This window comes from Arthrobacter sp. AOP29-A2-19 (genome assembly GCF_058138025.1).
Map to the genome: position 1 here is coordinate 2,138,808 of NZ_CM176894.1, position 19,430 is coordinate 2,158,237.

16 protein-coding genes and 1 tRNA gene are annotated in these 19,430 nt (G+C 69.3%); 8 read left to right on the plus strand and 9 right to left on the minus strand.

Going from position 1 to position 19,430, the window contains the following annotated elements; translation table 11 throughout:
• Positions 1-135: 135 nt before the first annotated feature.
• Both AC3ZJJ_RS09840 and AC3ZJJ_RS09845 read left to right on the plus strand, forming a co-directional pair.
• Entirely contained in the window at positions 136-432 is a 297-nt protein-coding gene (locus AC3ZJJ_RS09840) for a PqqD family protein (protein ID WP_489891645.1), read from the plus strand.
• Positions 433-611: 179 nt separating this feature from the next.
• Positions 612-2,354 (plus strand): tyrosine-protein kinase domain-containing protein, encoded by a 1,743-nt coding sequence (locus AC3ZJJ_RS09845; RefSeq protein WP_489891646.1) that lies wholly within the window; start codon positions 612-614, stop codon positions 2,352-2,354.
• A 104-nt stretch (positions 2,355-2,458) separates the two neighbouring features.
• Here the strand turns inward: AC3ZJJ_RS09845 and AC3ZJJ_RS09850 are convergent, their stop codons facing one another.
• The 4 genes from AC3ZJJ_RS09850 to AC3ZJJ_RS09865 form a co-directional block, all read right to left on the minus strand.
• Positions 2,459-3,046 carry an arsenate-mycothiol transferase ArsC gene (locus tag AC3ZJJ_RS09850; protein ID WP_489891647.1) on the minus strand — a complete coding sequence of 196 codons (588 nt, stop codon included), beginning with the start codon at positions 3,044-3,046 and terminating at the stop codon, positions 2,459-2,461.
• Between the two features lie 139 nt (positions 3,047-3,185).
• Entirely contained in the window at positions 3,186-4,166 is a 981-nt protein-coding gene (locus tag AC3ZJJ_RS09855) for a ribose-phosphate diphosphokinase (protein ID WP_489891648.1), read from the minus strand.
• Between the two features lie 63 nt (positions 4,167-4,229).
• Complete coding sequence (gene glmU / locus AC3ZJJ_RS09860; RefSeq protein ID WP_489891649.1) at positions 4,230-5,663, minus strand: bifunctional UDP-N-acetylglucosamine diphosphorylase/glucosamine-1-phosphate N-acetyltransferase GlmU; 1,434 nt, start codon at positions 5,661-5,663, stop codon at positions 4,230-4,232.
• Positions 5,664-5,756: 93 nt separating this feature from the next.
• Positions 5,757-5,828, minus strand: a tRNA-Gln gene (locus tag AC3ZJJ_RS09865).
• Positions 5,829-5,982: 154 nt separating this feature from the next.
• Here AC3ZJJ_RS09865 and AC3ZJJ_RS09870 point away from each other — a divergent pair.
• The 3 genes from AC3ZJJ_RS09870 (at position 5,983) to AC3ZJJ_RS09880 (ending at position 7,961) form a co-directional block, all read left to right on the plus strand.
• Positions 5,983-6,636: a TetR/AcrR family transcriptional regulator gene (locus tag AC3ZJJ_RS09870; RefSeq protein ID WP_489891650.1), complete on the plus strand. Its 654-nt coding sequence runs from the start codon at positions 5,983-5,985 to the stop codon at positions 6,634-6,636.
• Between the two features lie 159 nt (positions 6,637-6,795).
• Positions 6,796-7,194, plus strand: coding sequence for a hypothetical protein (locus AC3ZJJ_RS09875; protein WP_489891651.1), 399 nt, complete (start codon positions 6,796-6,798; stop codon positions 7,192-7,194).
• Between the two features lie 338 nt (positions 7,195-7,532).
• Entirely contained in the window at positions 7,533-7,961 is a 429-nt protein-coding gene (locus tag AC3ZJJ_RS09880) for a hypothetical protein (RefSeq protein ID WP_489891652.1), read from the plus strand.
• Positions 7,962-7,964: 3 nt separating this feature from the next.
• On the opposite strand, the gene AC3ZJJ_RS09885 is transcribed toward AC3ZJJ_RS09880, so the two are convergent.
• The 5 genes from AC3ZJJ_RS09885 to AC3ZJJ_RS09905 all read right to left on the minus strand — a co-directional run bounded on the left by AC3ZJJ_RS09885 (position 7,965) and on the right by AC3ZJJ_RS09905 (position 14,385).
• Positions 7,965-9,773, minus strand: a complete 1,809-nt coding sequence (locus AC3ZJJ_RS09885; RefSeq protein WP_489891653.1) for an ABC-F family ATP-binding cassette domain-containing protein — start codon at positions 9,771-9,773, stop codon at positions 7,965-7,967.
• Between the two features lie 107 nt (positions 9,774-9,880).
• Positions 9,881-10,801 (minus strand): 4-(cytidine 5'-diphospho)-2-C-methyl-D-erythritol kinase, encoded by a 921-nt coding sequence (locus tag AC3ZJJ_RS09890; protein WP_489891654.1) that lies wholly within the window; start codon positions 10,799-10,801, stop codon positions 9,881-9,883.
• Complete coding sequence (rsmA, locus tag AC3ZJJ_RS09895; protein WP_489891655.1) at positions 10,798-11,724, minus strand: 16S rRNA (adenine(1518)-N(6)/adenine(1519)-N(6))-dimethyltransferase RsmA; 927 nt, start codon at positions 11,722-11,724, stop codon at positions 10,798-10,800. The genes AC3ZJJ_RS09890 and rsmA overlap by 4 nt, the downstream gene beginning before the upstream one ends.
• A 93-nt stretch (positions 11,725-11,817) precedes the next feature.
• Entirely contained in the window at positions 11,818-13,038 is a 1,221-nt protein-coding gene (locus AC3ZJJ_RS09900; protein ID WP_489891656.1) for a resuscitation-promoting factor, read from the minus strand.
• A gap of 324 nt (positions 13,039-13,362) precedes the next feature.
• Positions 13,363-14,385, minus strand: a complete 1,023-nt coding sequence (locus AC3ZJJ_RS09905; protein ID WP_489891657.1) for a TatD family hydrolase — start codon at positions 14,383-14,385, stop codon at positions 13,363-13,365.
• 144 nt (positions 14,386-14,529) lie between these two features.
• Between AC3ZJJ_RS09905 and AC3ZJJ_RS09910 the strand changes: the two genes are divergently transcribed.
• The 3 genes from AC3ZJJ_RS09910 to AC3ZJJ_RS09920 are packed head-to-tail and all read left to right on the plus strand — an operon-like array spanning position 14,530 to position 19,403.
• Positions 14,530-15,510: an AAA family ATPase gene (locus AC3ZJJ_RS09910; RefSeq protein WP_489891658.1), complete on the plus strand. Its 981-nt coding sequence runs from the start codon at positions 14,530-14,532 to the stop codon at positions 15,508-15,510.
• Between the two features lie 9 nt (positions 15,511-15,519).
• A complete protein-coding gene (locus AC3ZJJ_RS09915) occupies positions 15,520-16,938 on the plus strand; it encodes a DUF58 domain-containing protein (RefSeq protein WP_489891659.1) in 1,419 nt (472 codons plus the stop codon).
• Positions 16,935-19,403 (plus strand): transglutaminase TgpA family protein, encoded by a 2,469-nt coding sequence (locus tag AC3ZJJ_RS09920; protein ID WP_489891660.1) that lies wholly within the window; start codon positions 16,935-16,937, stop codon positions 19,401-19,403. The genes AC3ZJJ_RS09915 and AC3ZJJ_RS09920 overlap by 4 nt, the downstream gene beginning before the upstream one ends.
• The last annotated feature ends 27 nt before the right edge of the window (positions 19,404-19,430 follow it).

Here is a 19,430-nt window from a genome sequence, read left to right on the forward strand (position 1 = left end):
TGGCCGCCGGGTTCAGCGTCTAGCCTCGTCGATCACGGAGTGTGGGGGACACAAGGTCCCGCTCCCTCGCCTGGGCACTGCCGACCATCCTACCAGCCCCCACGCCGCCGCCGGGACCGGGGCTAGGATCGGGCCATGGAGATCCCGACCGCCGCCGCCGTGTGGCGCATGTCCGACAACATCGCCGTCGCGGCCTCCGACGGCGGAGCGCGCTTCGCGGTCCTCGAGCTCGACGCCGACCAGCCGGTCGTACTCGAGGAATCGGCCGCGGCAATCTGGCGCGCGCTCTCCGAGCCGGGGACCGCGTCCCAGATCGCGGCCCGGGTCGCCGCCGAGTATGGGGTGGCGACCGAGCAGGTCGCGCCGACGGTCGCCGACTTCCTCGACTCGCTGTGCGGGCAGGGTTTGGCCACAACCGACCTGTCCCTATAGGCCGTCCAACTCTTGACAAGCCGCGCGATGGCGACTCGCGCTATGTTGCGTCTGCGACTCGTGTTGATCCAGAGGAAAGTTGGCAGCACTAATTGAGCTAAAATCAGATGGAATATAGCGCGCAAAGTTGGCCTGGAGAGCTTCTTTTGCCTGTACCGAGCCCACGGGGAGATCTTATTTTGGAACCGAACGAACTCAACGGCGCTGAGGCTGGGCCGGATCTGCGCCAGTATCTCAATGTGGTCAGGACCTACTGGCGGGGAATTTCGGCGATACTGCTCGCCACGATTCTCCTTGCCTTTGTCTGGACGCTGACGCAGCCGAAGATCTACGAGGCCTCGTCGTCGGGCATGGTTGTCACCGCCGGCGCCGACAACATCGGTACGGCCCTCGCGGGCGACAACCTCGCCAAGTCGAAGGCGACGAGCTACAAGTCGATCGCCGAGACGCGCCCCGTCGCCCTCAAGGTGCAGGAGGAGCTGGGCCTGGACATCAGCCCGGACCTGCTGCTGGGCCAGATCTCGGTCGAGGTTCCGACCGCCACCGCCGAGGTCCGCGTCAGCGCCACGTCCACCGACCCGGTCGCCGCGCAGAACCTCGCCAACGAATGGGTCCAGGCCCTGGCCGCCCAGGTTGCGGACATCGAGTCCGCCGGCTCGAGCGACGAGTCTTCCGAACCCGCGGTCCAGGTGGCCCCTCTCGGGATGGCCGCGCTGCCCACCGAACCGGTGTCCCCGAACACGAAGCTGGCTCTCGCCCTCGGTGGCGTCGTCGGACTGGCCCTGGGCCTCGGCTACGCGTTGATCCGCAACCACCTCGACCGCCGCATCCGTTCCGCCGAAGCCGTGGAACGTCTCGGCACGAGCGTTGTGGGCACCATCCCGTCCGACCCGCGCCTGAGCGACCACCGCCAGATCGTGGAAACCGGCCTGCTCGACCACGACGACCGCGAGTCACACGCCTTCTCCGAGTCCCTCCGGGAACTGCGCACGAACCTGGCCTACATGGACGTCGACAACCCCCCGAGGATCATCGTCGTCACCTCCTCCGTCCCCGGCGAGGGCAAGTCGACCGTGACCGCGAACCTGGCCGTGGCAATCGCCGCGACTGGCCGAGAGACCGTCCTCGTGGACGGCGACCTCCGCCGCCCCGTGCTCACCGAGGTCTTCGGCCTTCCCGCCGGCGCGGGACTCACCGACGTCCTCAGCGGAATGGCGGACATCGACGACGTGCTGCAGCCATACGGACCGGTCCCCAACCTGTCCCTGCTCTCGTCCGGACGCATCCCGCCGAACCCGTCCGAACTCCTGGGCTCGCGCGCCATGAAGAAGCTGCTCCGCGACCTGTCGGAGACCGCCGTTGTTCTCATCGACGCTCCCCCGCTGCTCCCCGTGACCGACGCCGCGATCCTCACCAAGTCCGCCGACGGCGCGCTCGTGACGGTCAGGGCGGGCTCGACGACAACGGACGAGCTGGAAAAGGCCCTCGAGAACCTGCACAAGGTCGACGCCCACGTGCTGGGAGCAATCCTCAACCAGGTTCCCACCAAGGGCGCCGGCGCCAACCAATACGGCTACTACGGCAAGTACTACTACTCGTCGCAGTCCGGCGAGGGCGAGACCAGCCGCCGCACGGATCAGGCAGTCCCCGTTGAGGCCCCCGAGCGCGCCACCGCGCACGCCGCGGCCACGCCGGCGGCCCACCTCGCCGCGGACGACAAGTCGTTCGGAGAGGAGGCCTTCGGCGGACAGCAGTCCCAGCAGGCCCCTGCTGCCGCAGGCACGGCGTCCGCACGGGGCAGCGCCCAGCCGGCGCCCGAATCGATCTACGACTTCGAAAGCGCCGAGGCCGGCGCCGACGACCCGTCCTTCGACGAACTGCTGACCTCACCGCAGATGCGCCACCTGCGCCGCCGCGGCTAGCCAGCAACAACAAGAGCCCGGTTCCCCAAGCCGCCAGCGCGGGGGAACCGGGCTCTTTTGTTTGGCCTGCGGGACGTCCGCCGTTGCGGGCCTGTGCCGGTGGGCTACGCGCGGACGGCCGCGGCCTCGAACTCGACGATCGAGCGCAGCGGCGGAAGCAGCTGGTCGATCATCCGCGCGTAGACCTCCGACGGTTGCCGGTACGGGTCCACGACGTCGTCGCCGCCCGCATGCGCCTGGTGGCGCTTTAGCGCAGCGAGCTTGGGGAGCGCCTTCCAACGCGCGGCGATGTCCTCCGGGTCGCCGCCGCGGGGCAGCGAGACGGCGTCGTCGGCACGAATGGCGTCGAGGACCCGGGCGAATTCCCGGACGGTGAAGGCGCGCTTGAGCATCCGCGGGCTCCGCGCCAGAACGACGTTGCGGTGCTCGACGGTCAGCGCCAGGACGAAGTCCACGTCGGAGAGCATCATCTCGTTGAGTTGCCGGGCCTGGAAGCCGTCGTCGCTACCGCCGGCCTGTTCCAGCAGTTCGGCGGACCTGCGATCCATGGGCTTGCCCACCATGGCCTGCGTTCCGGCGCTCGAGAGTTCGAAGCGACCGGGCGCCAGCTCGTCGAGGTGGGTCTGCAGGTAGCGCTCGGCAAACGGGGACCGGCAGATGTTTCCGGTGCATACAGTCAGGATCTTTACCACCCCGCCAGCCTACCGGGCGGCCGCGCCGCGGCGCGCCGGGGACCCGCCCGACCGCGGCCAACGCGATGCACCCCACAACAACGACGGCGGGGCCAGGACGCCGCTGCGTCCGGGCCCCGCCGTCGTGCGGCTCGGTCCGTTAGGCGTTGCCGTCGAAGAGGCTCGTGACGGAGCCGTCCTCGAAGACCTCCTTGACCGCACGGGCGATCATCGGAGCGATGGAGAGTACGGTGAGCTGCTTGAAGCGCTTGGACGCCGAGATGGGCAACGTGTTGGTCACAACAACCTCGCGCGCGCCTGACTCGGACAGCCGCTGCGAGGCGGGCTCGGAGAACACGGCGTGCGTTGCCGCGATGATGACGTCCTTCGCTCCCGCTTCCTTCAGCACGCGGACGGCGCCCGAGATGGTGCCGCCGGTGTCGATCATGTCGTCGATCAGGACGCAGGTTCGTCCTTCGATCTGGCCCACAACGGTCTTGGAGACCGCCTGGTTCGGCACGGTCAGGTCGCGCGACTTGTGCACGAAGGCCAGCGGGGCTCCGCCGAGGCGGTCCGCCCACTGCTCGGCGACGCGCACGCGGCCTGTGTCCGGTGAAACCACCGTCACGTTGTCGATGTCGACGCGGCCGCGGATGTAGTCGGCCAAAAGCGGAATGGCGAACAGGTGGTCCACGGGGCCGTCGAAGAAGCCCTGGATCTGCGCGGTGTGGAGGTCAACGCTCATGATGCGGTCGGCGCCGGCAGTCTTGTACAGGTCCGCGACGAGGCGGGCGGAGATCGGTTCGCGGCCCCGGCCCTTCTTGTCCTGGCGGGCGTACGGGTAGAACGGCGAGACCACGGTGATGCGCCTGGCGGAGGCGCGCTTCATGGAGTCCACCATGATGAGCTGTTCCATCAGCCAGTTGTTCAGCGGCGCGGGGTGCGACTGGATGATGAAGACGTCCTTGCCACGCACGCTCTCCCCCGAGCGCACGTAGATCTCGCCGTTCGCGAAGTCGTAGGCGGACATCGGCAGCAGTTCGGTTTCCAGGACGGATGCGATCTCCTCCGCCAATTCCGGGTGGGCGCGGCCGCTCGCCAACACCAATTTCTTGTCGACGTTGTGGCTCAGTTCGCTCATGAATTCACTTTCTCGATCTGCTGGGGCACTTGGAGGGGCTTGTTGGGGTGTGCGCGGCCGCGGCTAGCCGGCGGCGCGCTGGGCGGCTTCGGCGGCCGGGGAGCCCGGCCGGTTCGCTTGGGTCCAGCCCTCGGCGTTTCGCTGCGGGGCGACGGTGAGTGCGAGGGCTCCAGCCGGAACGTCCTTGCGGACGATTGCCCCGGCTCCCGTGTACGCGCCGTCGCCGACGCGGACGGGGGCGACGAATACGGTATTGGACGCGGTGCGGACGTGCGAGCCGATGACGGTCCGGTGCTTGTTCACGCCGTCGTAGTTGGCGGTGATGTTGCCGCAGCCGATGTTCGTGTACTCCCCGATTTCGGCGTCCCCGGCGTATCCGAGGTGCGACAACTTGGAGCCCTTGCCGACCGTGACGTTCTTGGTCTCGTAGAACGCACCGATCTTGCCGTCTTCGCCCAACACGGTTTTGGCGCGCAGGTAGGCGAACGGCCCGACCGTGGCACCGTCCCCGATGCGGGAGTCCGTGGCGTCGCTGCGCGTGATACGTGCGCGGCGGCCGACCGTCACGTTGGTCAGAGTGGTGTCTGGTCCAATGACGGCCTCGGTGCCCACGGCCGTCGAGCCGTGGAGCTGGGTGCCGGGCTTCAGGGTCACGTCAGGTGACAGTGCCACCTCAGCGTCGATCCACGTGGTGGCCGGGTCGATGACCGTGACCCCGGCGCGCATCCAGCGCTCGACAGTGCGGCGGTTCATTTCCTTGCCCAGCGCGGCGAGCTGCACACGGTCGTTCGCGCCTTCCACCTGCCAGCGGTCGGTGGTGACGACGGCGGCGACGCGGCCGCCGTCGTTCCGGGCGATCGCCAGGACGTCGGTGAGGTACATCTCGCCCTGGACGTTGTCCGTGGTGACGCGCTCGAGCGCGGTGCGCAGGACCTCGGCGTCGAACGCGTAGATCCCCGAGTTGACCTCGCGGATGGCGCGCTGTTCCACGGTTGCGTCCTTGTGTTCGACGATGCCGGTGACGGTTCCGTCGGGGGCGCGAAGAATGCGGCCGTACCCCGTCGCGTCGTCGAGGAGCGCCGTCAGGACGGTCGCGGCGTTTTCGTTGTCCTCGTGGGCCGCCACGAGCTCCGCGAGCAGTTCGGTGGTGAGCAGCGGCACGTCGCCGTAGGTCACCACGATGGTGCCCTCGAGCTTCGGGGTAAGTGTTGCCAGGCCAATCTGGACGGCGCGGCCCGTGCCGGGGACGTCGTCCTGGTCGGCGATGGTGATCCCGGGCTCGATGTCCAGCAGGTGCTCGACGACGCGGTCGCGTTCGTGGCGGACGACCGCCACCAGCTGGACGGGGTCCAGACCCTTGGCCGCGGCGAGCGCGTGCCCCACCATGGAGCGTCCGCCGAGTTCGTGAAGGATCTTGGGCTTCGCCGACTTCATGCGGGTTCCGGCTCCTGCGGCCAGAACGATGATGGCGGCCGGGGCCGTGGGCTCCACGCTCAAGTTAGGCACTCCCTGGGGTTGGTGACACGGGCCCGACTCGCTGGCCGGGCCAGCCCAGTCTACCGTGCGGCAGACCGGCGCCGGCCGTGCTTGTTCCGCCCATAGGATTCGAACCTATACTCCACGGCTCCAAAGGCCGGGGTGCTGCCATTACACCAGAGCGGAATACTGTGCCCGCACGCGGAGGCGCCGAGCACAGTTAGCTATTTTGCCACACTTGTCGCGGCATGCTGAGTTGTGCCCCGCTGATCGCGACCCATGCCGCGACCGGCCCCGAATCCGGCGGGATTCCGGCACTCCCGCGCCGTACGATGTGACGATGACCAGTGAAACCCTCCCCGAGCCGCCGCCACGGCGCGTGCGCATGACCGGCCCGGAACGCCGGCTGCAGATCGGCGGCATCGCCCGCACCCTGTTCGCCCTGCGAGGCCTGGAGGGAACCACGATCGAGGAGATCGCCTCGGCGTCCGGCGTCTCCAAGCCCGTGGTCTACGAGCACTTCGGCAGCAAGGAAGCGCTCTACATGGAGATCGTGACCACCGCCTACCGCTCGCTCCTCGGAAGCATCCTGGGCGCGCTGGAGTCCGACGGCGGCGCAAGCCCTCGAGTGCTTGTCGAACGCGCCGCCCTAGCGCTGCTGACCTACATCGAGGAGCAGGCGGAGGGGTTCAGGATCCTCATTCGCGATGCGCCGCCGTCACAGCCGAACGGAACCTTCTCCACGCTGCTCTCCAAGGTCACGGAGCAGGTCGAGGAGATCCTGGCCGATGAGTTCCGGCGCCGCGGGTTCAGCACCGAGGACCGCTCGGTGTACGCGCAGATGCTGGTTGGAATGGTGGCCATGACCGGCCATTGGTGGCTCGAAGCGCGGCATCCGGACAAGCGGACCGTGGCCGCCCACGTGGTCAACCTCGCGTGGTACGGCCTGACCGGCCTGAAGAAAGACCCGGAATTGAGGGATGAAACGGCCTAAATTTCGCCAAAATTGAGCGAACGTTGTGGCAATCTTTCGTGAAACCAGTGCTTTGAAAAAATAGGTTTTCAGTACACGGACCGCTACACCTGTGGGTGTCTTGGGGTCGTCTTCTTGGGGAAGAAGGCGAAGCGGTCCCAACGTATTGGGGATTACTGAATGAGCACTGCTGTAAATCGTCGCGCCCTCGTAAAGGGTGCCGCCTGGTCGGTGCCCGTTATCGCACTCGCCGCCGCAGCTCCGCAGGCCGCTGCGTCGACGACTAATGGGACTGTGGACGTATTGGACTTTGCAGCCAATACATTCCGCATACGCGTGAGCGGCCATTTCCACACGTTTGTCGATGTCCAATTCCTAATCACAACAGACAACGGCGAACCTAAGATCAAGGCCAAAGGGCAGGGTGGAGTTATCCTCTTGAGCACCGACTCCACCAACGGAAAGGGTAAGCAGCTTATAACAGTGCGAATCCCAGCCAATGCTGAGGGATCCTCAAAGGCGAGCTACATCAGCGAATTCACTTCGGAAAAGGTCATTCACTCGGCGGCTCGCCTCTAGCTTCGATTTCCAAGAAGTAGCCACACCAGCGCCCCATGTCTCGCGGCGACAACTCGGCATCGAGCGTCGCAATTTCGATCGGACCCGCGGCGACTTCTACCAAACCGGAGGTCGCCGCGGGTCCATTCTTTGCAGAGCTGTCCCGCGCACCGGTCGACAAGGGCGCGAGGATTGACGGCACTCCAGGGGGAATTGATCAAAAATTGCAGCAAACTTTCGCGAGTCCGATGGGTTCGGCCCTTAGGCTCCCGGTACAGGGACCGCAACACCGTCCGGTGTTTGGGGTCGTCTTCTCGGGGAAGAAGGCGACGCGGTCCCACCGTTTGGGGGGAAATCAGATGTCCATTGCCGTAGAACACCGCACCCACGTGCACGGATCCGCAAGGTCCGCGCCCGTCGTCGCGCTCAGCGCCGAACGTCCGCAGGACGCCGAGGTCGTGCCCTCGGGAAGCGTAATCGCCCTGCTAGACGCCAGCATGGGGGTGGTGACGATCAGCGCCAGCGGCCGATTCCACGAAGGCCGCAACACCACCTTCTCCTTTTCCGTCACCACGGAAGAGCAGGGCGACGCACAGTTCACCTGCTCGAACGACAGCCACATGCGGATCGCGGCGTCAGGAGGACGAGGCGCCAGGAACGGCGGCACCCACGACTTCACCGTCACGGTCCCGTCCACGCCCGGTTGCCTGAGCTACGTCGCGAGATTGACGTCCCGGGTGCCGATCACTTCGCTGACGCCTCCTACGCCGATCAACGCTGCGACCTAGGCGTCAGTCCCCCGCCACCTCGGCTGCGGACATCCAGGCCTCCTCCAGCACCTCGCGCTCAGCCTCGACGGCCTTGAGCTTCGCGTTGAGTCCGGCCAGTTCGTCCAGCTTCATGGCGGCCGAGGAGTCGGCCATCTGCTTGTGCAGCTTCTCCTCCTGCTGCGCCAGCTTGCCCAGCTGACGCTCGATGCGGTTGACCTCCTTGCGGGCGTCACGCTTCTCGGCCTCGCTGGGCCCGGCCGTGGCCGCCACCGAGCCGGACGTTGCCGCGGGGCCGGTCTTGGCCCCGCCGGAGCCCGCGCCGGCGGTCTCGCGCAATTCGAGGTACTGGTCCACGCCGCCCGGCAGTCCGCGGAGGCGCCCGTCGCCGAGCAGCGCCAGCTGGTGGTCCGTCACGCGCTCCAGCAGATACCTGTCGTGGCTGACGACCACGAGCGTGCCGGCCCAGCCGTCCAGCAGGTCCTCGACCGCCGAGAGCGTGTCCGTGTCCAAGTCGTTGGTCGGCTCGTCGAGCATCAGCACGTTCGGCTCTCCCACCAGCAGGCGCAACAGCTGCAGGCGCCGGCGCTCGCCTCCCGAGAGTTCCTTGACCGGGGTCCACTGCTTCTCCGGGCCGAACCCGAGCTGCTCCACCAGCTGCCCGGCGGAGACCTCCTTGCCGCCGACCTCGAACACGTTGCGCTCGCTCTGGATGACCTCGGTGACGCGCATGTCCGCCAGCTCGTCGAGTTCGCGGACCTCCTGCGTGAGAATGGCGGTCTTCACGGTCTTGCCGCGCTTCAGCCGCCCCGACGTCGGGTCGATCTCTCCGTTGAGCAGCCGCAGCAGGGTCGACTTGCCGGCGCCGTTGACGCCGACGATGCCGAGCCGCTCCCCCGGCGCCAGGCGCAGGGTGATGTTGTCGAAGAGCGGCGCGGCGCCGTCGAAGGCCAGAGACACGTGCTCCAGGTCCAGCACGTCCTTGCCCAGCCGCGCTGTCGCCATCTTGGACAGCGCCACGGAATCCCGCGGCTCCGGGACGTCGTTGATCAGGTCGTTGGCCGCCTCGATGCGGAACTTCGGCTTCGCCGTCCGCGCGGGAGCGCCGCGGCGCAGCCACGCGAGCTCCTTCTTCACCAGCTGCTGGCGCTTGTTTTCGACGACGGCGTTCATCCGGTCGCGCTCGGCGCGGGCCAGCACGTAGGCGGCGTAGCCGCCGTCGAACGGGTCGACGACGCCATCGTGCACCTCCCAGGTGCGCGTGCAGATCTCGTCGAGGAACCAGCGGTCGTGGGTGATGACCAGGAGCCCGCCGGCGGACGCGCGCCAGCGCTGGCGCAGGTGCCTGGCAAGCCACGCGACACCCTCGACGTCGAGGTGGTTAGTGGGCTCGTCGAGCATCACGACGTCGTCGTCGCCGATGAGCAGCTTGGCCAGGGCCACGCGCCGGCGTTGTCCACCGGACAGGCTGGAGACGCGCGCGTGCCAGTCGACCTCGCCCACCAGGCCGCCCATAACATCGCGGACCTTGGGGTTGGACGCCCACTCGTGGTCCGCGGCGTCGCCGACGATGGCCTGCCCCACCTCCAGGTCGCCGTCGAGCACGTCCTGCTGGTCGAGGTAACCCACGGTCACGTCGCCCCGCTTGGTCACGCGCCCGGTGTCGGGCTGCTGACGCTGGGCGAGCAGGCGCATCAGCGTGGACTTGCCGTCGCCGTTGCGCCCCACCATGCCGATGCGGTCACCGTCCTCGAGTCCCAGGCTCACGCCATCCAGGACCGTGCGGGTGGCGAACGAGACGGTGACGTTCTCTGCTCCGAGCAAATGGGCCAAAACGGTACTTCCTAACGGTGTTGCCGGCGGATCCGACGGCGGGAGGCGTGCGGTGCGCCATGATCGTTCACGACAGGGCGCGTGGTGGGGGCTGTGGGCCCCGGTCCTCAGACGATGGTGGCGCCGTGGACCGGGCCGTAGACGGGGCGGGCATCCAGGCCGGACTCGTCGCGGAGTTGGAACGCCACCTCCTCGGCGTGTTCCTCGTCGCTGACAAGCAGCGCAATGGTGGGCCCGGAGCCGGACACGATGGACGCCAAGGCGCCGGCGGACTCGCCCATCTCCAGGACGGCGCCCAGGACGGGGGCGAGGGAACGTGCGGCGGGGGCCAGATCGTTCTCCACCAGCCCCTGCAGCAGCACATGGTCGCCCGCCACGAGGGCCTGCACGACGGCGGGGTCGACCTCGGTGGGCTCCTGGACGTCCCGTCCCTGGCGCAACTCGTCGAGTTCGGCGTAGACGGCGGGCGTGGACAAACCGTAGCTTGCCGGCACCAGCACCCAGTCCGTTCGGCTGCGCATCAGCAGCGGCGACAATTCGTCGCCGACGCCGAGGCCTACCGCGGCGCCGCCGGACAGCGCGAACGGCACGTCGGCTCCCAGCCGGGCTCCGAGTTTGCCGAGTTCCTCGCGGTTCAGCCCGGTGCCCCAGAGGGCGTTGCAGGCCACAAGGGTGGCGGCGGCGTCGGCCGATCCGCCACCCATGCCGCCCGCGATCGGGACCCGCTTGGTGATCTCCAGATCCACGCCCGCGGCATGCCCGGTGTGCTCGGCCAGCAGCCGCGCTGCGCGGACCACCAGGTTGTCCTCTCCCAGCGGGAAGTCCTCCGGATCGGTCACGGCCGTGGAATCCGGGTGCAGGCTGACCGTCACGCCGCCGTCCGCGCGCGCGGTGGCGGACACGTCCTCGAACATCGACACCGCCAGGTAGAGGCTGGCGACAGAGTGGTAGCCGTCCTCGCGCGGCGGACCAACGCGGAAGTACACGTTGATCTTGCCCGGCGCGCGCGCGGTCACCGTGCGGGTCACGAGACTGCCCCGTCGGCGTCCACGGGTTTCGCGGCCTTCACGGCGGCCTCGGCGATCCGGGCGAACTCCTCGATGCCCAGTCGCTCGCCGCGGGTCTGCGGATCGATCCCTGCGGCCACAAGCGCCTCCTCGGCGCGGACGGCGCCGCCGGCCCATCCGGCCAGCGCCGCGCGCAGCGTCTTGCGCCGTTGGGCGAACGCGGCGTCGATGACCGCGAAGACCTGCTCTCGCGTCGCCGTCGTGCGCGGCGGCTCGTGGCGTTCGAAGCCCACCAGCCCGCTGTGGATCTTGGGTGCGGGCCAGAAGACGTTCATGCCGATGACTCCGGCTTTGCGCATGGTGCCGTACCAGGCGGCCTTCACACTCGGGATCCCGTAGGTCTTGTTGCCCGGGCCGGCGCACAGCCTGTCGGCGACCTCGTCCTGGACCATGACCAGGCCGTGGCGGATGCTCGGGAAATGCTCCAACAGGTGAAGCACCACGGGGACCGCGACGTTGTACGGGAGGTTGGCCACCAGTGAGCTCGGCGGATGGGGCAGTTCGGTGACACGCATGGCGTCGGCGAGGACGACGTCGAGGTTCCGCGCGCGGGCGGGCCGGAACTCCGCCACGGTCTGTTCAAGCCGGCCGGCAAGCTTCGGGTCGATCTCGACGGCGACGACCCTGGACGCGGCATCGAGCAGGCCCAGCGTGAGCGAGCCCAGCCCCGGGCCAACCTCCAGCACCGTCTCCTCCGGCCCGATGCCCGCCGAGGCGACGATGCGGCGGATGGTGTTCCCGTCGATGACGAAGTTCTGGCCGAGCGTCTTGGTCGGCCGCACGTCGAGTTCGCCGGCGAGGCGTCGGATGTCGGCTGCGCCCAAAAGCGGAGGCGGGCCGGTGGGCGCGGCCTGCGCCGGGGCGTTCGGAGAGTCGTCAGTCACGCAACCAATCCTAGTTCAGGACAAGGGAGGAGCCCCGCCGGTGTGGCGGGGCTCCTCCCTTGTCCACGGTGCCGCACCTGGCGGCTCCGCTGTCTAGCGCAGGCCGAGCTTGGCCGAGCAGGCGGGCCAGTGGCCCCAGCCACCGCTCGCCCGGAGCTTCTCCGCCGCGGCAATCTGCTGTGCCGGGGTGGCCTGGTGCGGGTAGGCGGCGTATTGCGTGCCGCCGACGCCCTGCCAGCTGCTCAGGCTGAACTGCAGCCCGCCGTAGTATCCGTTGCCGGTGTTGATGGCCCAATTGCCGCCGGACTCGCACTTGGCGAGCGCGGCCCAAGAGCCGGAGACGTTGGAGGCGGAGGCGGTCGTGCCGCCGGAACTGGACGCCGCGGCCTTGGGGGTGGAGGCCTTCGGGGCCGAGGCCTTCGGAGCCGAAGTGGCGGACTTCGCCGGGGCGGACTTCACGACCGGCTTCGGCTTTTCCTTGGTGCCGACGGCGATCTTCGTGTCGACAGCCTTGGTGGTGACCTTGGAGCCGACCAGCTTCTTGGAAACCGTCTTGCCGTCCTTCGTCACGACCTTGTAGCTCAAGGTGCGGACGCCGTCGCTGCCGGCCTCGAGCACCTTGGTCTTGCCCTCGAGGAGCGAATCGTCCTCGACGGTCTTCTTGCCGTTGGCGATGGCCTGCGTGCCGGTGGTGGTCTTGGTCGCGACGCGCACAACCTTGAGCTTCAACCCGTCGGAGACCTTGGCGGCCTTCTTGGCGGAGAGCTCGTCGTCCTTGTCCAGCTTGACCTTGGACTCCGCCAGCAGGGCGCCGACGGTCTCGACCGTCGTCGTCAGCTTGCGGGTCTTGCCGTCAACGGTCAGGGCGACGGTCTTGGGGGTGCTGATCTCGAGGGGGGTGCTCAGCGACGCGAGCTGCATCTGGTCTCCCAGCGAGACGTCGGACGCGCCTTCGACCTTGAGCTGGGCCAGGATGTCCGCCACGGTCATGCCGGTGGTGTGGACGACGCGGTCGACTCCATCAATGGAGACGTTGACGGCCTTGGAGCGGTTGACCTCGATGGCCGTGCCGTCCTGGATCTGAGCCTCGAGCGAGGGGGTGACCTCGTCGCGGTCGGCGAGGGAGATGTTTGAGGCGGCGAGCACATCGGCCACGGTCCCGCCAAAGGTCTGGACGCTCTGCGTCTCACCGTCGACGGTCAGTGCGACCGTCTTGTTGGCTCCCACGAAGGAGACGAGTCCTAGAACGAGTGCGGTCAGGATGACCGCCTGGGCGCTGATCTTGACCCAGCGTTTTTTGAGGGCGTGTTGCACGGGAATCCAAACGTCGTTGGCTTCCGGGCACGGGGTATTGGCACTGGAGGACGACCCCAGCGAGTCGCACGTGGGATCCTCCCGTGCTGGCGTCATTGCATGGCACAGGTCGAGCTACGCGGATGCGTGTTTGGGCGTACGAACGGAACGTCCAACTGCCTTCCGGCTCGGCTTGATACCCGGAAACCTTCCCCGATCCCGGCTACTAATCGTTAACCGTAACCGATTCGTAATAATGTGACAAGCGCGCTCCGTTGAATTCGTGCGGATCCGGTGTAGGGGCCGGCGTGCGGCCGCGGATTCCGGCGAGAGAGGGCCCGAATCCTACCGATCGAATCTCCCGTAGACCGCCAAAGTGTTGGACGCCAGGTCACGGCAGAACCCGTCCACGTCCTCCCCCAGGAAACCGGCCATGGACCGCACGGTATAGGGGATGAGGTAGCTCGCATTGGGCCGCCCGCGGAACGGGTGCGGGGTGAGGAACGGGGCGTCCGTCTCCACCAACACCAGGTTCCGGTCGGCGAGCGCCAGGGCCTCGCGCAGTCCGTGCGAGTTCTTGAACGTCACCGTGCCGGAGAAGGACATGTACCAGCCGTTCTCGTTGCAGATGCGGGCCAGCTCCGCGTCGCCCGAGAAGCAGTGGAAGACGACCCTGTCCGGTAGCTTTTCCTCCCCCAGGATCCGCACGATGTCCGCGTGCGCCTCACGGTCGTGGATCTGCAGTGCCTTGCCGTGCCGCACCGCCATGTCGATGTGGCGGCGGAACGAGTACTCCTGCGCGGCGGCGCCCTCCGGCCCGGTCCTGAAGCGGTCCAGGCCGGTCTCCCCCACGGCCCTGACCCGGGGGTGCGCGGCCAGGACGTCGACCTGCGCGAGCGCGTCGTCGAGCCCGCCCCGCTCCGCCAGCGGCGGCGCGTCGTTTGGATGGATGGCCACGGCGGCCAGGACCCGGACGTCCGCCTCGGCGGCCGCGACGGCGAACCGGGACGATTCGACGTCGCAGCCCACCTGGACAACGCCGGACACGCCAACGGCGTTGGCCGCGTCCAGCGCGTCGGAGACGCCGACGGTGACCCACCCGTCCCGGAAGTCCAGGTGCGTGTGGTTGTCCGGCACGGGGACGGCCAGCGGCTCCGGCGCGGGCGGGTAGTCGAGGTTGCGTTTGCGTCCGGCGTCGTCCCCCGCGCGCCGGGCCCCGTCGCCGGATCCAGCGTCGGCCGACCCGGCGCCACCCGAGGGCTCGCCCTCCTGCTCCGGGGGACGGTAGGCGGCCGGGGTCTGGCCGCCGGCGGCGAGGGCCGCCCGCCCCGTGGCGCTCGGCCGATGGTCCGGGTGGCTGTTCGGCAACGGATGTCCTCTCTGCGCGGGTGTTGAAGTGCAGACCAAGGCTACCTCCGGCCCGGTGCGCCGACCGATGTGCCCCACGCCACATCATTCGTGAGTAGTCTTGTCAAAACGAGTTTCTATCGCCATAGCGAGCAGGGAGTGCACGTGCAGCCAGCCACGCAGTCGGGGACGTATTCGGCCGAGGACTTCGGACGAAGCTGCGGGAAGATTCTGGATTCCATCGCCACGGTCATCGACGGGAAGGCCGCCGTGGCCCGGACCGCGCTCACCGTGCTGCTGGCCCAGGGGCACCTGCTGCTGGAGGACGTGCCCGGCGTCGGCAAGACGATGCTCGCCAAGACCCTCGCGCGGACCGTGGACTGCAGCGTCAGCAGGATCCAGTTCACGCCGGATCTCCTGCCCTCCGACGTCACCGGCGTGTCCATCTACAACCAGGACTCGCACACGTTCGAGTTCCGTCAGGGCCCCGTCTTCGCGAACATCGTCATCGGCGACGAGATCAACCGCGCCTCAGCCAAGACGCAGTCCGCGCTCCTCGAGTGCATGGAAGAGCACCAGGTCACGGTGGACGGCACCACCTACACGCTGGACGAGCCCTTTATGGTGATCGCGACGCAGAACCCCATCGAGTTGGAGGGCACGTTCCCTCTCCCCGAAGCCCAGCGCGACCGCTTTATGGCGCGCGTGTCCATGGGCTATCCGGACACGACGGCAGAGCTCGCCATGCTCGAGACGCACCAGTCGAGGTCGCCGCTGGACGCCGTCCGCGCCGTGGTGGACACCGGGGAGCTGCGCGCGCTGATTGCGACAGTCCAATCGGTCTACGTCTCGGATCCCGTCAAGGAGTACGTGGTGGCGCTAGGCCAGGCCTCGCGCGAGCATCCCGACGTGCGACTCGGGGCCAGCCCGCGCTCGCTCCTCCAGCTGCTGCGCGCGGCGAAGGCGGAGGCCGCACTGAACGCCCGCGATTTTGTGCTGCCGGACGACGTCGCCGCGGTCAGCCCTCCCGTCCTGGCGCACCGGCTCGTTCTGCAGCGCCGCGCGGAGGTCGCCGGCACCACAGAGGCGGACATCGTTGACGGACTTCTGGCCAGGGTGCCGGTGCGTGCCGGGGCTCGGGGCTGAGGGGCCAGCGTGACCGTCCTGGGGGAAGGCGGCCGACAGGGTGACGAGGGCGGGCACCGCACGCTGCAGCAGCGGCTTCGCCTGGCGTTTCTGACCCGGCGGGGCTGGGCGATCTTCCTCTGCGGCGCAGCTACCCTGCTGGTCGCCTGGCTGCTGGGGCGCCGGGAACTGGTCAACGTCGCCGTATTCCTGCTGGTCGCCCCGCTGGCGGCGGCCGCCGTGGTGCGAATCGGCCGAAGCCGCCTGCACGTGCGCCGAGGGTTCTCGCCGGACCCGGTCGTGGCCGGTGAATCCGCGCGGGTGCTGCTCGAGGTCACGCACGCCGGACCGGCCCCGGGGTCGGTCCGACTGACGGAGACCCTGCCCGAGCGATTCGGCAGCCGCCCGTCCTTCGACTATCCCTCGGCCGCCGGGCTCTACCAGTACCGACTGAAGCCGGCACACCGCGGGGTCTATTCCGTGGGACCGCTCACGGCGCAGTTCACCGACCCGTTCGGACTGGCCACGCGTCCCGGCTCGGTGGACCGGCCCTCGCCGCTCACGGTGGTGCAGCCGATCGAGCGGCTGGACCCCAGCGGCGTACTTGGCGATCGGGGAACCCACGGCGAGGCCCGCGCGAACCGCCAGGCCACTCCGGACAGCGACGACGCCATGACACGCGAATACCGCGACGGCGACTCCATGCGCCGAATCCACTGGCCGGCGACCGCCCGCCATGGATCGCTGATGGTGCGCCAGGAGGAATACCAGTCGACCCCCAGGGCCACGCTGCTGGTCGACCGCCGACGGGAGCCCTACAACGGCAGCTATGTCGGCGCCGACGAACCCCGCGAGGTGTCGAACTTCACGGACGCCGCGGGCACGACCACCGCCTGCTTCGACTGGGTGCTGGCGGCCGCGATCGGCATCGGCGCGCACCTGGCGGAACTCGGCTACGCCGTCGAGGTGCTCGACCAGCACGGGGATCCGCTGGCCGCGTCGTCCTCCTCGGCGGTCGATCCCGGCCGCGACCTCTACCAGGGCCCGAACGCGGCGACGGATCTCCAGCTATCGCTCGCCGCCGTGGCGCTGGAATCGGACGCCAAGCACCGGCGCCGCCGCGACGCCGACGGACGCGCGGACCCCGGCGCCCATTCCTCCGGACCTCGGCTCTCCTCCCGGATCCGCAACGCGCGAAACCCGCTGGTCATCCTGACGGGCCACCTGGACGAGCGGGAGGCGCGCGCCTGGACGGAGTCGCTGGGCACGTCGCGCAACGTGGCGGCCTTCCTTGTGACCAGCAGCCCCGCCGTCGCGCTGCCCGCCGGGAAGGCCTTCCGCCGGGCCGGTTGGCATCCGGTGGCCGCGGACCCGACGCTGCCGCTGTCCGAGGCCTGGGACGTCCTCGGCACCGCCGAGCGGGTCGCCGGGCGCGGAGGCCGGCGGTGACGGCACTCCACGCGCCGCCCAGTCCCCCGGCCCCTGCCCCGCCGAGGCAGCCCGGGCAGGCCGCCCCGCGCTCCCCGCGGCGGCCTCCACTGGGGTCCACCTGGCTCGGCGCCGTCGCGGTCGCGGCGGCGGTGCTCTTCGCCGCCGGCAGCCTGTCCGGCGTCTTCGAGGGATGGCGCTGGCTGGAACACTCCACGGTGACAGTCGGCGCCGTCTGCGCCGCTGCCGGCATCGTCCGGGCATCGGGCGCCGCGAGCCCCTGGCCCACGTTGGCGGCGCTGGTGGCGCTGGGCCTCACCCTGACACTCCAGTTCTTCTCCGACACCGCAATCCTCGGGTTCATCCCCGACTCCTCGACCATCCAGCGCGCCATCGAGCTCTTCCCCCAGGCCAACGAGGCCGTGTTGTCCCAGTCGGTCCCGGTGCTCGCCGAGCGGCCGCTCGTGTTCCTGACCTGCCTGTCCATCGGACTGGTTGCCGTGACCGTGGACCTGATCGCCTTCGGCCTGCGGTTTCCCGCCCTGTCCGCCATCCCCCTCGCCGTCATTCTGGCGGCTTCCTCGCTCATCAAGCCCTCCGGCGCCGGCCTGGGGCACATCGCCGCGACGGGTGTAGGGTTCCTGCTGATCCTGGCGGCGGCCCGGCTGGCGGACACGGCCCAGGTTCCGCGCAGCGCGCTGCGCACGGGAATGGGCAGACAGGCGGCCATGATCGGCGCCACCTCGGTCATCGCCATGTTGTTGGTGCCGTTCGCCCTCCCCGGGTTCACCACGGGGCTGCTGCCGGAAGGGCGCCGGCTCTACCTCTGGGGCGAACCGAGCGGCATCAATCCGGTGCTCAACCTGGGCAACAACCTGCGCAGCCCCCTGGGCCTGACCACCATCGAGTACTTCACGGACTCGGAGGACCCCCTGTACCTGCGGACCGCCGTCGTCGGGGACCTGGACGCCGAGCGGTGGAGGCCCAGCGACGACGACGTGGCGCGGCTCCCGGTGGACACGCAGCTCCCGACGACGAGCGGAACGTTCGGCGGGCTCTTCGATCCCCTGGTGACGGAGACCCGCGACGTGAACACGCGCATCGCCACGGGCAACTACCAGAGCCCCTGGCTTCCCCTCCCCCGCGGCGCGGCCGCCGTCGGGGGGCTGAGCGGCGAGTGGGGGTGGTACGGGGAAACAGCCACGGTCTTGGCGGACCGCGGCACGTCGAGCCTGGACCAGGACTACCGCGTGGTGTCCACCGTGCCAGTGCTGACGGCAGAGCTGCTGGAGGCCAGCGACGAGTTCTCAGCCGAAAACCCCGAAATCCTGGAGCGGTTGGTGCCGCCCGTCTACAGCTCGGTGCCCGAGGACCTCCCGGAGATCGTGCGCGAAACCGCCGCCTCGGTGGTCCGCGAGGCGGGCGCCGACTCGGCCTACGAACAGGCGGTGGCCCTCCAGAACCACCTGCGCGGGATCGACTACACGTACTCGGAGCAGACGCCGTTGGAGCAGGGCTACGACGGGAACGGGCTGGCAGTTGTGGAGGCGTTCCTGCGGCAGAAGAGCGGGTACTGCATCCACTACTCCTCGGCCATGGCCCTGATGGCGCGCTCGCTGGACATCCCCAGCCGCATCGCCATCGGCTACGCGCCCGGCCGGACCAACGGCGAAACCACCCTGGGATCCGACGGGCAGGAACTGACCGGCTACCAGCTCAGCCCGCGCAGCGCCCACGCCTGGCCCGAGCTCTACTTCGCCGGCATCGGGTGGGTGCCCTTCGAGCCCACTCCGGGCCGGGGCGCCTCGCCGGCGTACGCTCCGGAGCAGCTGGGCGGATCCACGCCGCCCGAGGAGGATCCGCGTCTGCCGGGGGCGACGGCGAACAACTCTTCTACCCCGGCGCCGTCGGCCGCCGAATCGTCCTCGGCCGGGGCTGCGCCGGGAGCCGGCACCGGCGGTCGGGACAGCGGCGCGGGAGGCCTGGTCGGGGCGGGCGCCCTGGCACTGCTGGCGCTGTTCGGCCCCCACGGGGCGCGCCGCCTCCTGCGGGCCCGCCGGCTGCGCAGGATCCGCGCCATGGACGACGACGCACGCCGGTTCCCGGACGCCGGACGCGACGGCCCCGCCGCCGCGTGGGAAGAGCTTGTGGCGCTCGGAACGGACTACGGGATGCGCATGCGGGGCGCGGAGACGGCACACGACTATGCGGCCCGGCTGCGGCAGCGGGCGCCGGACGCCGCCGCGTCCCTGACGCTCCTGAGGGACTCCTACGAGCGCGTGCGATATTCCCGGCCGGCGCCGGACGCCGTGTGCGCCGCCCCCGGTCGGCGCAGCCCGTCCCCCGGTGCCGGCTCCGGCGGCCAGCGCCCGGGGCAGGCACTGGTGTCGGCGCTGCGCGACGTCGAGATCGAACTCTCCGGGGCCGCGGCTCCCGGCGCCCAGGCGCGTGCCACGGGGCTGCCCCCGTCGCTGTTCGCCCGCTGAAACGCGACAGCGCCCCGGCGGAACCGG